This is a genomic window from Shewanella sp. N2AIL (assembly GCF_022690845.1).
GTDB classification, from domain to species: Bacteria; Pseudomonadota; Gammaproteobacteria; order Enterobacterales; family Shewanellaceae; genus Shewanella; species Shewanella baltica.
The window spans coordinates 1-18,924 of record NZ_JALBYT010000036.1; the positions used below are offsets into that span (position 1 = coordinate 1).

General features: G+C 46.7%; 16 protein-coding genes. 1 reads left to right on the forward strand and 15 read right to left on the reverse strand.

All coding sequences use genetic code 11. The annotated features are described in order from the left end of the window. Positions 1 to 238 precede the first annotated feature (238 nt). The 15 genes from MO387_RS17555 to MO387_RS17625 all read right to left on the reverse strand — a co-directional run bounded on the left by MO387_RS17555 (position 239) and on the right by MO387_RS17625 (position 16,517). Positions 239 to 856: a prepilin-type N-terminal cleavage/methylation domain-containing protein gene (locus MO387_RS17555; RefSeq protein ID WP_242326433.1), complete on the reverse strand. Its 618-nt coding sequence runs from the start codon at positions 854 to 856 to the stop codon at positions 239 to 241. A gap of 75 nt (positions 857 to 931) precedes the next feature. After that, a complete protein-coding gene (locus MO387_RS17560) occupies positions 932 to 1,426 on the reverse strand; it encodes an MSHA biogenesis protein MshF (RefSeq protein WP_242326434.1) in 495 nt (164 codons plus the stop codon). Between the two features lie 50 nt (positions 1,427 to 1,476). Then, on the reverse strand, positions 1,477 to 2,697 hold the full coding sequence (locus tag MO387_RS17565) for a type II secretion system F family protein (protein ID WP_107402729.1): 1,221 nt from the start codon (positions 2,695 to 2,697) through the stop codon (positions 1,477 to 1,479). Between the two features lie 2 nt (positions 2,698 to 2,699). Continuing rightward, a complete protein-coding gene (locus tag MO387_RS17570) occupies positions 2,700 to 4,460 on the reverse strand; it encodes a type II/IV secretion system protein (RefSeq protein WP_242326435.1) in 1,761 nt (586 codons plus the stop codon). After that, positions 4,457 to 5,824, reverse strand: coding sequence for a tetratricopeptide repeat protein (locus MO387_RS17575; RefSeq protein ID WP_242326436.1), 1,368 nt, complete (start codon positions 5,822 to 5,824; stop codon positions 4,457 to 4,459). The genes MO387_RS17570 and MO387_RS17575 overlap by 4 nt, the downstream gene beginning before the upstream one ends. After that, positions 5,821 to 6,729, reverse strand: a complete 909-nt coding sequence (locus MO387_RS17580; RefSeq protein WP_011847945.1) for an AAA family ATPase — start codon at positions 6,727 to 6,729, stop codon at positions 5,821 to 5,823. Before MO387_RS17580 ends, MO387_RS17575 begins: the two co-directional genes overlap by 4 nt. Before the next feature lie 6 nt (positions 6,730 to 6,735). Continuing rightward, a complete protein-coding gene (gene mshL / locus MO387_RS17585) occupies positions 6,736 to 8,415 on the reverse strand; it encodes a pilus (MSHA type) biogenesis protein MshL (protein ID WP_006083270.1) in 1,680 nt (559 codons plus the stop codon). 14 nt (positions 8,416 to 8,429) lie between these two features. Continuing rightward, positions 8,430 to 8,750, reverse strand: a complete 321-nt coding sequence (locus MO387_RS17590; protein ID WP_107946438.1) for an MSHA biogenesis protein MshK — start codon at positions 8,748 to 8,750, stop codon at positions 8,430 to 8,432. Continuing rightward, positions 8,737 to 9,387: an MSHA biogenesis protein MshJ gene (locus tag MO387_RS17595; protein ID WP_071938719.1), complete on the reverse strand. Its 651-nt coding sequence runs from the start codon at positions 9,385 to 9,387 to the stop codon at positions 8,737 to 8,739. The genes MO387_RS17590 and MO387_RS17595 overlap by 14 nt, the downstream gene beginning before the upstream one ends. After that, positions 9,384 to 9,986, reverse strand: a complete 603-nt coding sequence (locus tag MO387_RS17600) for a hypothetical protein (protein WP_006083273.1) — start codon at positions 9,984 to 9,986, stop codon at positions 9,384 to 9,386. Before MO387_RS17600 ends, MO387_RS17595 begins: the two co-directional genes overlap by 4 nt. Further along, positions 9,983 to 10,861, reverse strand: a complete 879-nt coding sequence (locus MO387_RS17605) for an MSHA biogenesis protein MshI (protein WP_107946437.1) — start codon at positions 10,859 to 10,861, stop codon at positions 9,983 to 9,985. Before MO387_RS17605 ends, MO387_RS17600 begins: the two co-directional genes overlap by 4 nt. A gap of 245 nt (positions 10,862 to 11,106) precedes the next feature. Beyond that, entirely contained in the window at positions 11,107 to 13,050 is a 1,944-nt protein-coding gene (gene csrD / locus MO387_RS17610) for an RNase E specificity factor CsrD (RefSeq protein WP_107946436.1), read from the reverse strand. Between the two features lie 185 nt (positions 13,051 to 13,235). Continuing rightward, entirely contained in the window at positions 13,236 to 14,480 is a 1,245-nt protein-coding gene (locus tag MO387_RS17615) for a malic enzyme-like NAD(P)-binding protein (RefSeq protein ID WP_006083276.1), read from the reverse strand. A 536-nt stretch (positions 14,481 to 15,016) separates the two neighbouring features. After that, positions 15,017 to 15,229: a 50S ribosomal protein L31 gene (gene rpmE, locus MO387_RS17620; RefSeq protein WP_006083277.1), complete on the reverse strand. Its 213-nt coding sequence runs from the start codon at positions 15,227 to 15,229 to the stop codon at positions 15,017 to 15,019. Positions 15,230 to 15,410: 181 nt separating this feature from the next. Further along, positions 15,411 to 16,517 (reverse strand): FimV/HubP family polar landmark protein, encoded by a 1,107-nt coding sequence (locus tag MO387_RS17625; RefSeq protein WP_107946435.1) that lies wholly within the window; start codon positions 16,515 to 16,517, stop codon positions 15,411 to 15,413. A gap of 102 nt (positions 16,518 to 16,619) precedes the next feature. Here MO387_RS17625 and priA point away from each other — a divergent pair, with 102 nt between their 5' ends. After that, positions 16,620 to 18,815 (forward strand): primosomal protein N', encoded by a 2,196-nt coding sequence (priA, locus tag MO387_RS17630; RefSeq protein ID WP_107946434.1) that lies wholly within the window; start codon positions 16,620 to 16,622, stop codon positions 18,813 to 18,815. The last annotated feature ends 109 nt before the right edge of the window (positions 18,816 to 18,924 follow it).

Here is an 18,924-nt window from a genome sequence, read left to right on the forward strand (position 1 = left end):
GACCAGTACTCGTCTGTTAACATTGTTCTTGGCATGATGGGTTGTCATGGTTAGTTTTTGGCGAAAGTAATTATACCAGCCCATCATGCTGTCTAATAATCCATCACGAAAGATCAACAAGCCCTAGACTACTTTCGAATCAAACTACTGTAAAACTGCGTTATTTTAAACTGATTTTTTTTAAAACTATCTGCTTTAACGCTATGTTATTTAAAACATAACATCAAAAATTATAACACTAAGGTACAAATGGCGTTTGGGTAAAGCTTAACACTCTACCCGTGCCAGGGTTATAAACAATCCCCTTAGCTCCCGTCGTGGTTAAATCCGGTGCTGGAGTGGGCACACCATTCGTTTGATTTAGCACCAGCGAAGCCACTTGGTGGTAAACACATAAATCTAAACCAGCAACGACTGCGCCAGTAATTGAATTAGCACTGCCACCTGCAGCGTTAATGACACGGGCAGTATAACGTTGATTACGTGCATCTTGGTTAAATAATACGTTTCGTGGAGCGCTCTGCAACACGGTATTAAATACTTGTTGGCAACTGACATTTGTCATAGCTGTGGCACTAGTTACTGAAGTTCCCGTTGGATAACCAAAACGAGGATCGAGCGAAACTGACGTACCATCTAAGATCACACTGCTATTTTGGCGCCCATCGACTTCCCACTGCGAACGCACAAAGCTAACGGCAGTCGATAAACCACCGGCCACGCCGTCAACACTGGCGTCTTCAGCATCATCGGTGACATTTAAGAATCGTGGGATCGCGGTTGCGGCGAGTAGCCCTAAAATCACAATCACAATCACAAGCTCTATTAATGAGAAACCTGTTTGCTTAGTTTTCATATATATGCCCCATACTTAAGAAATTTTATTCTAACAGCTAAATCAATTTTAAAAAGCCTTTGAGTTAACAATATTTTAGGGTGCAGTCAAAAAAATGACCCTGCCAGAGTTCAGTTGATAGCCTAAACTATCGCCATTGTGCGACCGATAGTGGCAGCTGTTATCCTTAACTAAATAATCAGCAACCAGCCCTGCGTTATCCACTTCGGCACCCATAAGTTGCTGCCACAAATCTTGGCAACCTTGGCCGTTTAACTGTTTAGGTTGTGGCCATCCTAAACTATTGATATCGATGACACTAAACTCAGTGTCTTTGGATATGTTGTCAAACACCTCCCAATTCAACTGCATCTGCGGCGGCTTGCCCAAAGATAGCCATTGGGAGCGCACCATCACCAGCACATTTAAAAAACGCGCATGATCGACTTCTAATCCACGGGCAGCGATTTGCGGTAGGGTAAAAAAGTACTTAGCACCAATCACCGCCATGATAACCAACACTAACCCTATGGTTATCATACGCCCATAGAGGCGTAATAGATCGCTTTCTGCCTTTTGCTGAGTCTGCATTTAACCTCAGCCCCACACATAAGAGAGGAGATAAACATTTTCCATATCGATTATTTACCGCCCTTGACCACATTGAGCATATCCCACATGGGCAGGTATATCCCTAAGGCCAACACGAGAACAATCACGGCCACAAAACCGATCAAAATAGGCTCCAATTTAGCGGTGAGGTTCTTTAAATCATAGTCTACTTCGCCCTCATAGAAGTCTGCCGCATCATTGAGTAATTGATCGATTTGCCCTGTTTCTTCACCCACGGCCACCATTTGCAGCACCAACGGCGTAAATAACTTACTCTGATTCGATACCCTCAACATAGAGTCGCCAGACTCAATCCCACGGCGCATACCGACTATTTTGTCGTGCATGTAGGCATTATCTACCGCATCAGCCACTAAACTTAAGGCCTGCGTCATCGGCACACCAGCGCTCAGCATCATAGAGAAACTGCGACAATAACGGGCTAACGTTGAGCGCTCGATAATCGAACCTACGGCGGGGATGTGTAACTTCCACTTATCCCACTGTTTTTCGCCCTTTTCCGTATGGTGCCAATAACGGATGCCGATGATAGTGCCAATCAGCGCCACCAACATCAGCGCCCAATAATTCACAAACAGATTCGATGTACCTATCAACACTTTTGTCGCCCAAGGTAAGTCGGCACCAAAGCGGGAAAACATCTCGGCGAACTTAGGGATCACCATGATATTGAGGATCACCATAGCGAGTGCAATCGAAATCAATACAAACATGGGATAACGCATGGCCGATTTAATTCGTCGCCGCGTTTCCTGCTCACGCTCGATATAACCCGAAAGCTGAATAAAGGCATCTTCTAACTTACCGGTGTTTTCTCCCACGTGCACCATAGAAACAAACAAGGAATCAAATACATCGGGATGTTGATTCATGGATGATGACAAGGGCCGTCCTGCGGTGAGCTGCTCAGAAATATCATTGAGCGCATCTTTCATCCGCTGGGAATGCGCCGTTTCAGACAAGCCCGCAATCGCCCGCAAAATCGGGATGCCAGAACGGGTCAAGGAGTACATTTGCCGAGTAAAAATCTGTAATTCTTCTAACGCGACTTTTCCACCAAATAACTTAGTCAGTGAGAATGACTTAACCACTTTAGCGACTTTGACTTCGAGGGGAATAATCCCCCGCGCCAATAGCATGTCAGCGGCAGCACTTTCCGACGCGGCATCCAACTGCCCCGTAACGGATTGACCTTGACCACTGCGTCCACGGTATTGATAAATCGGCATAATTACGCCTCAACGCCTTGTTGACTAATAATATCCTTCGACAAAGGTATTTGTGATTCACTCACATCCTCTACCAGCTTAGCCACCTCTTCAATGGTCGTCATGCCTTCGCTCAGATATTGCAACGCTGACTCGGCGAGCGGGGTGAAGTTAGGGCTCTGCAACGCGGCTCTGGCAAAATCCTGCGGATTACCGGTACGCATCGCATCGATCATCTTCTCATCCAACTCGAGGATTTCAAAAATACCAATACGGCCACGATAACCGCTGCCGTTACAACTCTGACAGCCGGTACCGATTCTAAAGTTCGCATGGCTAAAGTCTTTATGACTCACACTACTCAGCCAGGCGTTTTCCTGCGGTGTCGGCTGATACTCAACGCCACAGTTATGGCAAACGCGGCGCACTAAACGCTGGGCAATAATCACCCTCAAGGCACTAGCGACCAAATAACTGGCGGCGCCCATATCGAGCAAACGCAGTGCACTGGTAACCGCATCGTTAGTGTGCAAGGTTGATAATACAAAGTGACCCGTTAATGCGCCCCTTAAACCAATCTCAACGGTTTCTTGGTCACGCATTTCCCCGACCATGATAATATCGGGATCTTGACGCAAGGTGGTGCGCAATACGTTGGAAAAGTCTAAGCCAATCTTATGGTTAACTTGAACTTGGTTGATCCGCGGCAATTGATACTCGACCGGATCTTCCACCGTAATGATCTTACGGTCGGCGGTATTGAGCTCGCTCAAAATACCGTACAAGGTGGTGGTTTTACCGCTACCCGTTGGACCTGTGACCAGTAGCATGCCGTGGGGACGTTTAATCTGTTTACGAATACGCGCCAAAATAGCAGGCGGCATACCGGTTTCGTTTAGGGTCAATAACCCCGCCGATTGGTCGAGTAAACGCATTACCACAGATTCACCGTGGTAAATCGGCATGGTCGACATACGCACATCGATATGGTGACCTTTAATTTCCATATGAAAACGGCCATCCTGCGGCAAACGTTTTTCAGAAATATCGAGACCCGCCATCAACTTAAGTCGCAACACTAAAGCCGCGGCAATATTAACTTCATTCAGAATCGTTTCGTGTAACTGGCCATCGATACGCTGGCGAATACGTAGGGCTTTATCACCGGGTTCGATATGGATATCCGAGGCGCGCATTTGCACCGCATCCTCAAAAATCGACTGCAGCAGCTTAACCACTGTGGTTTCATTGTCACTGTCGCCAGAAGTCAGACTGGCTAAATCGAACATCTCATCGGCGGCGTATTCTTCTTCGAGCTTACCGGCGATCTGAGCTATTTGATCTGTACGGCGATATAAGTTATCAAACGCTTGCAGCAGTTGCTGCTCGGGCGCTACCGCTAACTTCAAACGCTTAGGTGCGATAAGCATTTCGAGGTGATCGAGCGCTTGCAAATCGGCAGGATCACTCATAGCTACCAGTATGCTATCGCCCCTGTCTTCAACCGCTAAAGCGCGGAAACGTCGGGCTTGCACCTCAGGAATAAGATGCACAACTTCCGCTGGGATCGGCATTTTACTGATATCAAGCAAAGGCACATTCAATTGTTGCGACAAGAACTGCAGCAACTGATGCTCAGTAATCGATTGCAAATCAATGAGGGTACGGCCCAGTTTTTTGCCCGTATTGCGCTGCTCGCCTAACGCCTGTTGCAACTGCGCTTCGGTAATAATGGCTTCTTGAACTAACAGATCGCCCAAACGCATTTTTAATCTGGGTTTCATTGGCTATCTCCTAGCTGAGTCAAACGTTGTTCGATAAAGGCACTCGCCTGCGCCGATAAGCCTCTGTGGCCTAACGCAGTCCGATAGGCTTGGCGTGCTTGGAGAAATTGCTGCTGCGAATCAAGCGCATAAGCCAGTCCCATCCACCATTTAGCCTGTTGAGGTTCTTGTTGTAATAACTGCCTGTAGGCTTGTTCCGACACTGAAAACTGCCCTAGCTTTTGTGCCAAATCCGATTGTGCCATCCACTTTTGTCTCGCCAGCGGATGCGTATCAGGTATGTTGGCTAACGTCGCTAATGCGAGATCAGCCTGACCAGCGGCTTGCTGAACCCGAGCGAGCAATAAGGCGAAGTCTAATTGCTGCGGGAATAACAGCATACCTTGCTGTAACACTTCACTGGCTTTGGCTAATTGACCTTGGCCATAATGCAGTGCAGCCAATTGCTTGCGCGCTTCGTGCATGCTGGGTTCAAGCGCCAAGGTTTGCTCATAATAACTAATGGCCTCTTTGAGCTTGCCATCCCTTTCGGCCTCGCTCGCTAACGTGAACCGCTTCTTTGCCAGCTGCTTTGGCGTTAACTTAACCTCAGTAATCGCCATTTGCCCTTGTTCTTTGGGCGCGAGTTGATGAGTGCCTGCATCTGCTTTAACTTCTTGTACGTTAAGCCCATTGCTCGCGTGACCTTCATTATCGGCGGCAACACTGGCCCGCTCCGACATCATTAATGCAGAGGGCGCGGCTACAGTGACCTCGGCGCTACGCACACTCGATGTCGCACTACTTGGCTGTGAATGGCTTGGCTGCGAGTGGCTTGGCTCGCTTACCGTATCGACCTTGTCATCTGCGAGTGCAAGGCTCACGTCTGCTTGTGGTTTTTGTTGGGGTTGCGACTGAGACTGAGCTTGTTGCTCATGCTCAGCTTCTTTTGCGGTTCCTAATTCTGGTGCCTGACTCGATGCCCCTTCGGTGGCACTTGGTTCAAACTCTTCACTATTCGCTGTCATCGCCGCCGCAATCTTCTGCGCAGTCGCAAGCTTCAATGGTTCAGCAGCGGCATCGACGTTAGGTGAAGCTTCGTTTGAGACAAGACTCTCCATCCGCACAGGCTCAGTTTTGGCGGTTAATGTATGTTGTTCATACACTTGAGCTGAAGCTGTCGCTTCTGCAGGTTTTGCCATGAAGAATTGCCAGCCATAAACCGCGCCGCCACCGAGTAGCAGTGACACACCACAGAGTAGCAGCCAGTGAGATGATGAACGCCTGCGAGCTAAATATTGCACCTGCGGCTGAGCCACATTGCTGAGTTCATGCCCCTGCTGACGTTTGTCGAGATCCTGCAACATCTTGTTGATCACGCTCATACAACACTCCTCAAAACGTGTTGTAATCCCAAACCGAACACCACAGTTATCAGAGTGAAAAAAGGCAGCCATTTCCACGACAATAATCGGCGCACGCTCGCATCTTCAGTGTCTTGAATCGCCGCTTTAACGTGGGAGGTTTGCACACGCGTAGCACCCTCGCCGAAACTCAGTAACAAGGCTTTGTGGGCAAGAATATTGATCAATCTGGGGATCCCTCGGGACGCATAGGCAATCTGACGTGTTTCCCGTGATGTAAAGAGTGGTTCGCCCGCACGCCCTGCTATGGCTAATCTGTGACGAATATAAGCATCGGTTTCATCCCATGTCAGTGGGCGAAGGTTGTAGCTAAAAGTAATACGTTGTCTTAATTGCCTGAATTCTTGGCGTTTAAGTCTTTCATCAAGTTCGGGTTGCCCAAATAACACCACCTGCAATAACTTACGCGTCTCGGTTTCGAGATTAGTGAATAACCGCAGCGCCTCTAAACTGTCGTCCGGCAATGCCTGCGCTTCATCGAGCACTAATACGATGGCGTGACCATGGGCGCTCAACGCTAAAAGCTGCTGCTGGATAAGCCCAGTGAGCTGCTGCTGGTCGATATTGCTGGCGTATTTAAGGCCTAACTCACTCGCCACCGCCCAGCGTAACTCTGCAGGCGTGAGGTAAGGATTGGGCAGATAGGCACAATGGAACTTAGTCGGTAATTCATTGATAAGCTTGCGGCAAATCAGAGTTTTACCTGTCCCCACCTCCCCTGTCACCTTGATAAAACCTTCACCCGTTTGTAGCGCAGTTTGCAACACTTGCAAGGCTTCTACGTGTGGCGATAGGCCGAAAAAAAATCCGGTATTGGGTGTCAATGAAAATGGGGCTTGGTTTAAGCCAAAATGCTTCTGATACATAGAAGCTTACTTTGTCTCCGGATACCAACGATCTAATAAGGTCTTAGAACGTTGTAGCTCAGTTTTCCAGGTATCGACGCCAACTACCGTAGGTTTTAACAGAATAATCAGCTCAGTTTTCTTCTTTTGCTTGCTGCGGTTTTTAAACAATTCCCCGAGGAAAGGAATATCACCCAACAAAGGCACTTGCGAGACGACTTCGGTATTTTCGCTCTTCATCAAGCCACCTATGATGACTACGTCACCGGAAGCGGCGCGGATAACGGTATCAGACTCGCGAATTTCACTCTGCGCTAAAGGTAGCTCCAACGAAGCATCACTCACTTTGATATCTTTAGTCTGCTCTTTCACATCGATAACGGATGGATGCACGTGCAATAACACATTGCCGTCACTATCAATTTGCGGCGTGACATCTAAGGCAATACCTGAGAAAAACGGCGTAAGCTCGACTTGTGGAGTGGTCACAGGCGTTGCGCCCGCTACTGTGGTCGATGAAACGTCAGTGACAAAATACTCATCGGTACCGACTTTAATCACCGCTTTTTGATTATTCGATGCAGTCACCCTTGGGCTAGACAATACATCCACATCGCCTTGGGTATCTAATAGATTGATCATGGTCGTAAAGTCGGAGCCTTTAATACTCAGCGAGGTCACACCACCAATCGCCGAGGTGATTTTATCGCTTAAACCAGGGCCTTTCGAAGTCCCAAAATTCACATTCGTATTGCCGACATGACCCAGTACATTCTCCCATTGGATACCTTGCTGATAGCCATCAGATAATGTGACTTCGATGATCTTAGCCTCCAAGATTACTTGGCGCTGCAGATGACTCTCGGCGGAATTTAAGAAAGTGCGAACTTGGCGTAATTCACTTGGGAAAGCACGAATGGTCACTAAACCCGCCTGCGGCGTGACCACCACTTGCCGCCCATTACCAGTGTCACCAATAATCGCTGTCAGCGTTTCTTTCAGCTCGCCCCAAAAATCAGTCTTAGTGCGCGAGCGGATAAATGTACCGTTACTGCTATCGCTGCTGCCATTGCTGCTGGAGTTGTTGCCGTTGCTGCTGTTGGAATTATTATTACTCGAACCACTGTTATTTGAGTTGTTATTGTTCGAATTACTATTGGAATTATTGCTATCAGAAATCCGTCCAGAACTCACAGAGGTCACTGATAAGCCGTCGCGCTCCATATAAAGATAATTCAGCGGGAAAGTCTCAGTACGCATTCCAGCGGGGAACACTCTTAGAATACGCCCTTCACGGCTCACTTCGTAACCGTAGATATCTTCAACCACTTGAATCGCTTCGCTTAAGGTTACACCTTTAAGGGATAACGAAATCGTACCTTGCACATCAGGATGCACGGCAACACTCAGCGGCGTACCTTGGACTAAGCTTGGAAAAAATACTTTGGCATCCACATCATGGGCAGAGACATCGAAACGACGCTCAGTTTCCAGCGCAGGGGTTAAGCCTGACAGTAAAGCGCCCGAATTCAATTCTCGCTGAACCGCATCCGGCATAGTCGCAGGCGGTGGCGTCGTTGATGCCGTCGCCGTCGCCATTGAGGCCGCTAGTGCCGCCTTACTCGCCTCCGGCTGTGGCCTATTTGTGGTCTGACACGCCACAAGGCAAAGTGAGAGCAGAGGTGTAAAGTATTTAATCGCTTTCATCTGAGGTGTATTCCCTATCTCTCTGTTATTGCTTGAAACAATGTCAATTTCCGTCCATCGGACAGCGACACATAAGTAGGGGTGATCTTGACGATACTCTGCCCCTCAATGCTGTCGCCAACAGACAATATTTTGTTATTTATCACAGCATAAGCCGTGTTGCCTGAACTCACTATGCTGTTAAGTACCATTGCCTGATCCTGCACTTGACTCGCATGACCCACCACAGCAAAACCTTTACCGGGCAAGGTAGGGTCACGCAGTGATTCAGCAGACACCATAGGGCTGCTGAGTAATAACAACACATTGATAATATAAGACTTATTTAGAGACACTGATAAAGTCCTTATTAATACTCAAGGTATAAAGTTCAATCTCTACTGTCGCTTGGGGATATTCTGCAACTTTATAGTCGAGACGCTTCCAATAAAGTTTATCTGGCATGGCCTCTACGGCTTCCACAAAGCGCAGCACAGAGAAATAATCGCCCTCTAAGCTCATACGAATACCATGGCTATACAGATTGAGTTTCTTCTCGTCACCCACAGCTAACAGGGGAATAGGCGCAATCGACATAAACTTAATTAATTTAATCCCTTGCACTTGTCCCAGTAAATTACCCAGCAGCTCTGGCATATAGTCTGCCGGCACCATATCCACCATCTGCTCATTAAGCTGGGCATCTAAGGCTTGATTCTGTTGCTCTAACAAGACTAAACGCTGTTGGTAATCTTGATTGGGATCTAACGCTAAACGTTGCTGATACAAGTCAACCTGCTGGGCCGAAATCGCGTTTTCTTGCTCTAAGGCTTTTAGCTGTTGTGACAAGGCCACATGGGTTTTCCACAGGGACTCTAAGGGTAGATAACTCAGCATACCGACCACGGCCAGAATGGCGACTGAGATCAGCACTCGCTCTCGGCGACTTAACGCATCAAACTGTTGTCCTAGTTGGGCTAACTTTTGCTTCATTGCGCGGCCTCCTCCTTGTTATCGCTCTTCAAGGTAAAGGCCAAAGGTTTATCTTCACCGCGATCCATGCTCATCGACGAGAAAGCTTGCCCCTTTAAAGTCTGCGTAGTCTTAAGTTTGCCAATCCACTGCGGAATGCTTTGGGGATGGTCGGCAAAACCTTCGAACATAAAATCTTGCTCATTAATGACGATATGACTAAGCCACACGCTAGCGTCCGACACGACCGCTAAATCTTTAAGTACAGGCGCAAAACCTCGGCTGGTTAGAGAGGCCCTAAGGCTCAATTCACCCATGAGTAACTGCTTCAGCTCTAACTGTTGTGCCGCTAAATCGACTCGCGCAACGAGATCGGCATCGGGTTTACGCGCGGCAATTTGTGCTTCTAATGCCTGTTTTTGGGTATCGAATTGCAGCTTTTGCTGGGCAGCCAATTGCTGAGCCTGTTGCAGCTCACTGACTTGCCAGTAGCTATAACCGCCTAAAGCCGCGAATAGGACCAAAAATCCCGCAGCATAAGCCCCCAAACGTGCAAAGGTTAATCTTTGCTTCGGCGGAAGTAAGGAAGGAGTGTAGAGATTGACTCGGTATTTAATCACTCAGCACCTCTGGAAAATTCTGCGAAGGCTAATCCCGCCATTCGCGCGCCAACACAGCTTTTATCGATAACATTCACAGCTTGATTAAAGTTTGCCGACACTAGCTTAGCTAAAGTATCCACGGCACCATCAGCGAGAAGTTCAATAGAAGATACTGGAGCTTGCCTTAACTGGCTTTCAAAGTAATCCATAGAGCGCTGAATTTCTAAACTTAAATTGTCTGCCATGCCATAAGTTAACTCATCGGCTTGGGTCTTATCCAGCTGAGCAAATCCGCGCACACGCCGCTGCATATACAGCTGACCTTGCTTAACCACAGTCAATAACAACTCTTGCTCTGGAATATGGCTGACCACCAGACGAGCTTGGTTGTCATCACCAAATAAGTTGGTCATGGCTAACTCTTCGATACTGATACCGATAAGTTGTAAATTTTGTTCATGAATGACCTGTACCATACTCACGAGTTTAGCTTTATCGACCACTACCACATTGATTTTATTACTGGGAATGGGTGACTCGAAATAGTCTAAATGGATTTGCGGCACAGGTAGCGTAACCATGTCTTTAATTGACCACAGCAAGGCTTGGGATAATTCGACAGTATCGACATTGGGTTTATCGGTCAGCAGTAATTGATAAAGCCCTGAAGCCAAAATCAGTTGTAACTGGGCATTAGGGAAGGATTTAGCCACAGCAGCAAACGCCGATGACCAGTGTTCATCTTTAAGCTCAAACGGTAACCACTGCTCAGCACTATCTCCTTGAGCAGGTGCGTAAACCCATAATTTATCGGCACAAACATAGACGCCAAGGCTAGTCGGATCCGTTCTTTTCTGCCAAAAGGCGAGTCGACCTATAAGACTTTTTTCCATAAAGATGCCTGTAACCAACTGAATTTAAAAGCGTGAGTAGTCTCTAATGCTTAAACTTCCTGTTACTCCACTCTCCAGTATTCCTTGCCCTATGAGCTGCTGTATACCTAATTTAAACGGCAAACGTCATTATTTTGGCACTGAATAGTTTAGCTGCAAATACTCGTATTTTATAGATAAATACGTGAATAATAGGATCTATTTGTCTCTAAGACGACATTAGTCACCCAAATACCACACTTGCCTTACTTAGCCTCTATGGGTTCACTGAAATACATTCCCTGCGCTGCGCCAACGCCAAGGATTTGCAGTGTCTGCCATTCTTCGAAGACTTCAACCCCTTCGGCACAAACTTGCACTTCCGTTCGATACAAACCGCCAATCAAGCTACGGATGAATAATTGGTTTTCTGGGCGTAAATGAATATGCCGCACAATCGATCTATGTAGCTTAATTAAATCAAAATGACATTCACGAATATAGTAAGTGCCAACGACCTGCTGGCCCACATGATCGACGCATAATCTCGAGCCCATTTTACGGATCATATCTAATTTAGGCTGCAACTTTTCTTGATATTGAATAACAATATCTTCCGACACTTCGAAAATCAGTCGCGTGGTCAGATGGCGATATTCTAACAGCGTCGTTTTTAGCCATTGGGTAAAAGCTCGACTCATTAGCGAATCCAAACTCAAATTAATACTGTATATCTGTGGCGCTGATTTTTTATTTGTTTGAGCATTCGATACGCCGCCCGCTAATTCATTCGACAGTAACAACAATACCCGCTCAATAATTTGCCGTTCGACTTGCGGCATTAAACCACATTTATTCGCCATTGGAATAAACAGTGTGGCACGAATTAGCGCTCCTTGATTATCCCGCGCCCGAGTAAATATCTCTTTATGGTGCTCATTACCATCAGAGTCGATTATCGGCTGGCTAAAGGGGAAGAATCGCCTTTGCACTAACGCGTTTTCTAAAAAGCTGCGCCAACGCACTGAGCCTTTAGCAAACTCTTCATCAATCGCGCCTTTGTCGTACATAAACCAATTACTATTGCCCTGTAATTGTGCCGCCCTCAAAGCCATATCGGCTTCTTCAATTAACTGCGCCGCATTGTCGCCCGCGGTAAAATAAGCGCATCCGAGGTGGAAAAAGTTATCGCTATTCTCGACTTCAGGTAACGGCTGGCTCAAACATATCTTAAGCAACTTACTGGCGAATTGGTCGGCTTCAATTAACGAGATTTGCGGCACGACTATGGCAAGTTGATTGTGGGAACGACGGGCAAAAATACTGTTGGCTTGGGTTTGCAGTAATTGGCTTATCGCGTTGACGGTTGAGTTTAATAACTCTTTGGTTACCGCTTCACCTTGGGATTGCTGCAGTAAATCCAGATCATCCATCTCTAATAAATAAATCACCCCATGGGCGAGCATCGCCTGATTATGACTAAGGGCGTCGAGACGGTTATTTAAGAAAAGTCGATTACCAATGCGCGTTTCCGCATCGAGAAAGGTATTAGAACGAATGAACTTGTCAAAACGACCGCGCTCTTTTTGTGCGTCTTGTAATTCTTCTAACAACTTGGTCAAAGCACGGTTAATCAGCCTTGGCTTGCCATTTCCGGGAGTCGCGAGTGCTTGCTCGTGCTTACCTTGCAAGATCAATCGACTGCGTAAGGCTAATTCTTCAATGCCATCCAATTGCTGGGAAAACCATAAATAGCCAAAACGCACTAAGGCAGCCACAGCTAACACACCGACCAACAGGATGAGGATTTCATACCAACTAAAAGTGTAATGCTCGAAGGGTTGGGTCAAGGTCAGCTGCATACGCAGACCAGATTTTGGATCTAACACATGGTCATACACCATGGCATTTTGCGTAGTGAGATTGCCTTCATAGGCAAAGATCACTTCATCTTTCAAGGTCAGCCGAAAATCAACAGCATTGTAGGCGAGCAGCATGGGCGGCAGCCAAGCTTCCAAATCCCAATCGGGTTGGTGTTGATATTGGTCCACTAACATAGTTTCGAGTTCGGCGACTTTCTGCTGCTGAAATTTATAGGTCAGCTGCACGAAACTCATCATAGCGCTCAGCAAAAATACGAAGGCAATAGCGGCTAATGACATTAACCAAAAGCTGGTTAATTTTGTAGTTAACATTCGGGTGAATTTCATCTATCCGCTATCCTGCAGGATTATTATAATTATTTGTGTGATTTTAACAGGAGTACAACAAAGTTGTCCGTTGATTATTCAGTAGCATAACCTAAAAGGCAACCAAGACGCTGTGACTTTAATGTCCACTTAAAAACAAAAAAGAGGCTAATTAGCCTCTTTTCGATGTTTTTACCACTTTTAGCCTAGTCGGCGTATTTAGGTAAAGTAGGGATAGCAGCGACACCAGAGTCGATAGCCGCCTGTGCAACCGCACGGGCAACATTAGGCAATAAACGTGGGTCCATAGGTTTTGGCAGCACGTATTCAGGGCCAAAACTCAGTGAAGTCACATTAGGATAAGCCTTTAATACACTCGCAGGCACAGGCTCTTTTGCCAGTGCAGCAATGGCATGAACCGCGGCGATTTTCATCTCATCATTAATGCATGACGCACGTACATCCAAGGCACCACGGAAAATAAACGGGAAACACAATACGTTATTCACTTGGTTTGGATAATCGCTGCGACCGGTACCCATGATCAAATCGCTACGCGTTGCGTGAGCCAGTGCCGGTTTGATTTCAGGATCTGGGTTAGAACAAGCAAAAATCACCGGCTTATCAGCCATCAGCGCAACTTCTTCTGCACCAATCACGTCAGGACCTGATAGGCCTAAAAACACGTCTGCGCCTTTAATAACATCAAGAAGCGTGCGTTTATCGGTATCATTCGCAAATAGCGCTTTATATTCATTAAGATCCGTACGGCCAGAATGAATAACACCTTTAGTGTCTAGCATATAAATGTTAGCGCGATTCGCACCACATTTGACCAGCATAGTCATACAAGCAATGGCAGCAGCACCGGCGCCCATACACACAAACGTTGCATCGCTGATCAACTTGCCTTGAATTTCCAGCGCATTAATCATACCCGCCGCAGTCACAATTGCGGTGCCGTGCTGATCGTCATGGAATACCGGCACTTTACAACGGGCAATCAATTCACGTTCGATAACAAAGCATTCGGGCGCTTTAATATCTTCAAGATTGATACCACCAAAAGTGTCAGCAATCGCTGCAACTGTATTGATGAATTCTTCAGGCGTATTGTGGGTGATCTCAATATCTGTCGAATCGATATTTGCAAAATGCTTGAATAATAATGCTTTGCCTTCCATCACAGGTTTAGAAGCCAAGGGGCCTAAATTGCCTAAACCTAAGATCGCCGTACCATTAGTAATCACGGCAACCGTATTACCTTTATTGGTATAACGATACGCATTGTCAGGATTAGCCGCGATTTCACGCACAGGCTCAGCCACACCAGGGCTATAAGCTAGGGCGAGATCGTGACTCGTTTCGGCAGGTTTGGTAAGGCAAACTGCGGTTTTGCCTGGTATTGGAAATTCATGATAATCGAGTGCTTGTTGACGAATATCTGACATTTTAAAATCCTGAAATGCGACATTTATAATTTATGAGAGTAAGGCCTACCAACACACATCTAGTCTCACCAAAGGGTGATGTTAACAGTCTGGCTGGTCGGGGTAAGATACGCCAATAAGGGGGATTTTTAAATAAGAGATTCAGAAATTTCACTTTAGCCTGCAAATATCACCTCTAAGCTTAGTTTTATAAACTTATCTCCTATAATAAAGCTGTATTTCTTAATATATTTTGTAGGAAACAAACATATATTTTGTAGTTATAGCGCGAGTTGTAGCGAGTTAATCTCAAAAATGTTGGTTAAATTACAATATATAACGGCTAGCATATTTATCTTATAGTTAATTGCTATAAATAAGTCGAATTACATACTTGAACTCGCAATACTCAATCAGTTGACGATTAATTGAGTGAAGTCGTACCAGATGGGGGATTTAACATAAGTATTAAGATAGGCGTAAATAAAGCGGTTCGGCAAATGATAGAAAGCAAAAAGGCGCCATAGGCGCCTTTTCTAGAAATATTGCAATCGCAATTATTTCTTTGCAAGCACTGCGAAGCGCTTGTTGAATTTGTCGATACGACCGCCTGTATCAACAACTTTTTGTGTACCAGTGTAGAATGGGTGACATGCACCACATACGTCTAAATGCAGATCTTTACCAGCAGTAGAGTTTACTTTGATAACGTTACCACAAGTACAGTTTGCAGTGATGATAGCGTATTTTGGGTGGATACCTGGTTTCATTGGGGTTACCTCAAAAGTGTAAGGCCATGTCGCTCTTCCAACCCGTAGTCGGACACCACATGCATGTTAATAACAATATGTTTAGGGCGCAGAATGGTACAGCATACCCACAAGGGATACAAGTAGATTATCTGAGCGTTTGACGGTTATTCTGCGTCTATTTTGACTTTAGTTCGCCGCTTCATTTTCCCGCCTCTTTAGCTTCAAACATCGCCAGCGCCTCTTTGGCGTTAGCATGCTGTGCCAAAATCATTTTTGAAGGACAGGACAGAGCCGCATTACTCTTGAGTGCGTTGATTTTATTTTTTGAGAAAGCCGCTGGATTCGCCTCGTAGATCGCCAGCATAGCGCCATAAACACTCACGTCCCAATCGTTGGCATAGCGATTGGCGATACGCCACAAGGTCTCACCAGCAAGATAAGTTAACTGACAATGTTCAGGTGTCTGCGAAGCTGTTGGGGACGTTTCAGCAGTATTCACTTGGAGTTCGCTATTTGTTGTCTTCGCAGTTTCTGTAGCTACGACTTCAGACATAACAGTCTCAGGTACTACAGTTTCAGCAGGCGTTGTTTTAACAGCAACAGGCTCAGACATCACAGCTTCAGCAGACGTTGCTTTAACGGCAACAGGTTCAGAGTTTTTGGCGGCAGCCTTTACCTCGGCAACCTGGGTATTTTGCTCATCCGCTGCTTCAGGAAATTTAAAGCCAGTCACAACTTCAGCCGCTGGCACTGTGGGCTTAGTATTTACATGAGCATCTACATGAATATTTGCAGCCGCAATAACCGCCGTTGCGGCCTTATCACCCACCACTGATGTGGATTCTGCGGCCACTTTTACAGGCTGAACATTCACTTTATCCGTACGCTTTTGCACCAGCGCTGTCGTCGTATTTTTACTGCCCGATGCTGCTTTTGCGGTTAGCGTGGCCAATGTTGGCTTAGCCTCGCCAAATAGATTGATACTTTTGACCTCATACCATCGGTCGAGTCGATACTCCCTCACTAAGAGTTTAGCCTTGTCATCTTTTACATCTTCAACACCCGTGAGCAAAACTAAAAAGCGATTAAGCTCCTCAACCATTAACTTTTCTTCGCCGCCAGCTTGCTGCACCACAAACTCTAAGCGCGACATGTCTTGATTGTCCGCAATCACATTCACCCTGAGTTTTGGATAACCGCCTAACTCAAACATGCGGCTGTTAACGCTCACATGGGAGACTTGTGCCATGCTAGATGCGCTACACACTAACGCGAGTAGACCTAATGATTTCACTCTATTAGCCATTTATTTACTCTCAACTATCCTTGGTAAACCATCATTAGGGCTAGCCCTAGCCAGCCGCGCTGAGTACACTAAACCACATTCTTGCCTAAGACTTGCCAGCATATGTCATTGTTTGTCGAAGTTGCGTTACCTGTGCCTATGCGGCAAACCTTTAGCTACCGCGTACCCGAAACTTATCCTAGTACACCGCAGATAGGCGTGCGCGTTAAAGTCCCCTTCGGTCGTCAACAATTAATCGGATTAGTCACAGGTATCACAGATACATGTAGCTTAGCGCCTAAGCAGATTAAGTCTGTGCTTGAGTTTATCGACGATAAACCTTTGTTGCCTGAATCACTTTATAAATTAACGCTTTGGGCCGCGAGATACTATTTTTGCAGCCAAGGGCAGATGCTAACCCAAGCCTTACCAGTGGCCCTTCGCAAAGGGCTCGATGCCGCGCCGCAAAAGATCCAATTCTGGCAATTAACTGAAATAGGCCAAAATATTGCGCCAGAAGCGGTTAAGCGAGCACCCGCACAGAAAAAATTACTCGAGTTACTCAAACCCGCCAGTTTAACCCAAGAAGAAGTGATCAGCTTAGATATCAGTAAAGCGGCACTGAAAGCCCTAGAAGATAAAGGCTGGGTGGCACGCCATGAAAAAATTGCCGAGCTTAACCTCGACTGGCGCACCACACTCGAAATGGACGAAACGCCACATAAACTCAATAAAGAACAAGCCGTCGCCGTTGCCACGTTAAATCTGCAACAAGGGTATCACTGTACTTTATTAGAAGGCATTACCGGTTCGGGTAAAACGGAAGTCTATTTGGCGGTGCTGGAAGAAATTCTTAAGCAAGGCAAGCAAGCGTTAATTTTGGTGCCTGAAATCGGTTTAACACCCCAGACAATCAATCGCTTTAAGCGCCGTTTTAAAGTCAATGTCGCCATATTGCACTCAGGGTTAACCGACAATCAAAGACTCGAAGCTTGGCGCCAAGCCCGCTGCGGTCAGGCTGCAATCATTATCGGCACCCGCTCGGCCTTGTTCACGCCTATGGCCTATCCCGGCATTATCATACTCGATGAAGAGCACGACAGCAGCTTCAAGCAACAGGAGGGAGTTGGTTATCATGCCCGCGACTTGGCAGTCATGCGTGGCCATCTGGAATCGATTCCGGTGATATTAGGTACGGCAACCCCCTCACTCGAAAGTCTACAAAATGCTTTAAGTGGCCGTTACCATCATTTGCAATTGGGTGAGCGCGCGGGCGTTGCTAAAAAAGTGCGTCAAGGCATTATCGACATTAAAAATATGCCGTTAAAAGCAGGCATGTCGGTGCCGCTGCTGAACGAAATCCGTCTGCATTTAGACGCAGGCAACCAAGTGTTACTGTTTCTCAATCGCCGCGGCTTCGCACCAGCCCTGCTTTGTCACGAGTGTGGGCACTTACACGAGTGCGACCGCTGCGACGCGTTTTTCACAGTGCATCAATCCCTTGGTGAAATTTGCTGCCACCATTGTGGCAATCAATATGCCATCCCTAAGCAATGCCACAAATGCGGTAGCACTATGTTGATGGGCCAAGGCATAGGCACAGAACAGCTCGCCGAAGCGCTGCAACAGGAGTTTCCGAAACATCCAGTAGTGCGCATCGACCGCGATACCACCCGCCTAAAAGGCTCATTAGAAACCCACTTAAATGCAATTCATAAGGGCGAATATAAAATCCTCGTCGGCACGCAAATGCTGGCCAAAGGTCATCACTTTCCTGATGTGACGCTTGTTGGGCTACTCGATGTCGATGGCGCTTTATTTAGTGCCGACTTCCGTGCGCCCGAGCGTTTTGGGCAACTCTATACCCAAGTCGCCGGTCGTGCGGGCCGTGCCAGTAAACCCGGCACGGTATTATTGCAAACTCACCAGAGCGACAATCCTATTTTGCGGGATTTGCTGCATCGCGGTTATGGCGAGTTTGCCCGCAGCCAATTAAAAGAGCGTCAACAAGCACTGCTGCCGCCAGCATGGCACATGGTGTTGGTGCGCGCCGAAGCTCATTTAGCCAGTGATGCCGATAACTTTCTCAACGCCTTCGCCGCGCTTTTGCCGCAAGATAAAGAATTTGAGGTGATTGGTCCTATGCCAGCGCCCTTAGATAAAAAAGCCGGCAAGTTCCGTCGCCAACTGCTATTCCAAGCTAAAAACCGCAACCGTCTGCAGCAAGAGTTTGAACGTATTCATCCGCTTGTAGAGCAGCTTATCGAAGCCAAGCGGTGCCGATGGAGCTTAGACAGAGATCCGCAGGATCTCCTCTGAGTCGAGTATTTGACAAGTATTTAAGTGCCATTTGATAAAAAATCATCGGGAAGATAGCAATTGTTAACCACAAACGGCTAAAATATGCGGTTATTCCCTGTATTCACTC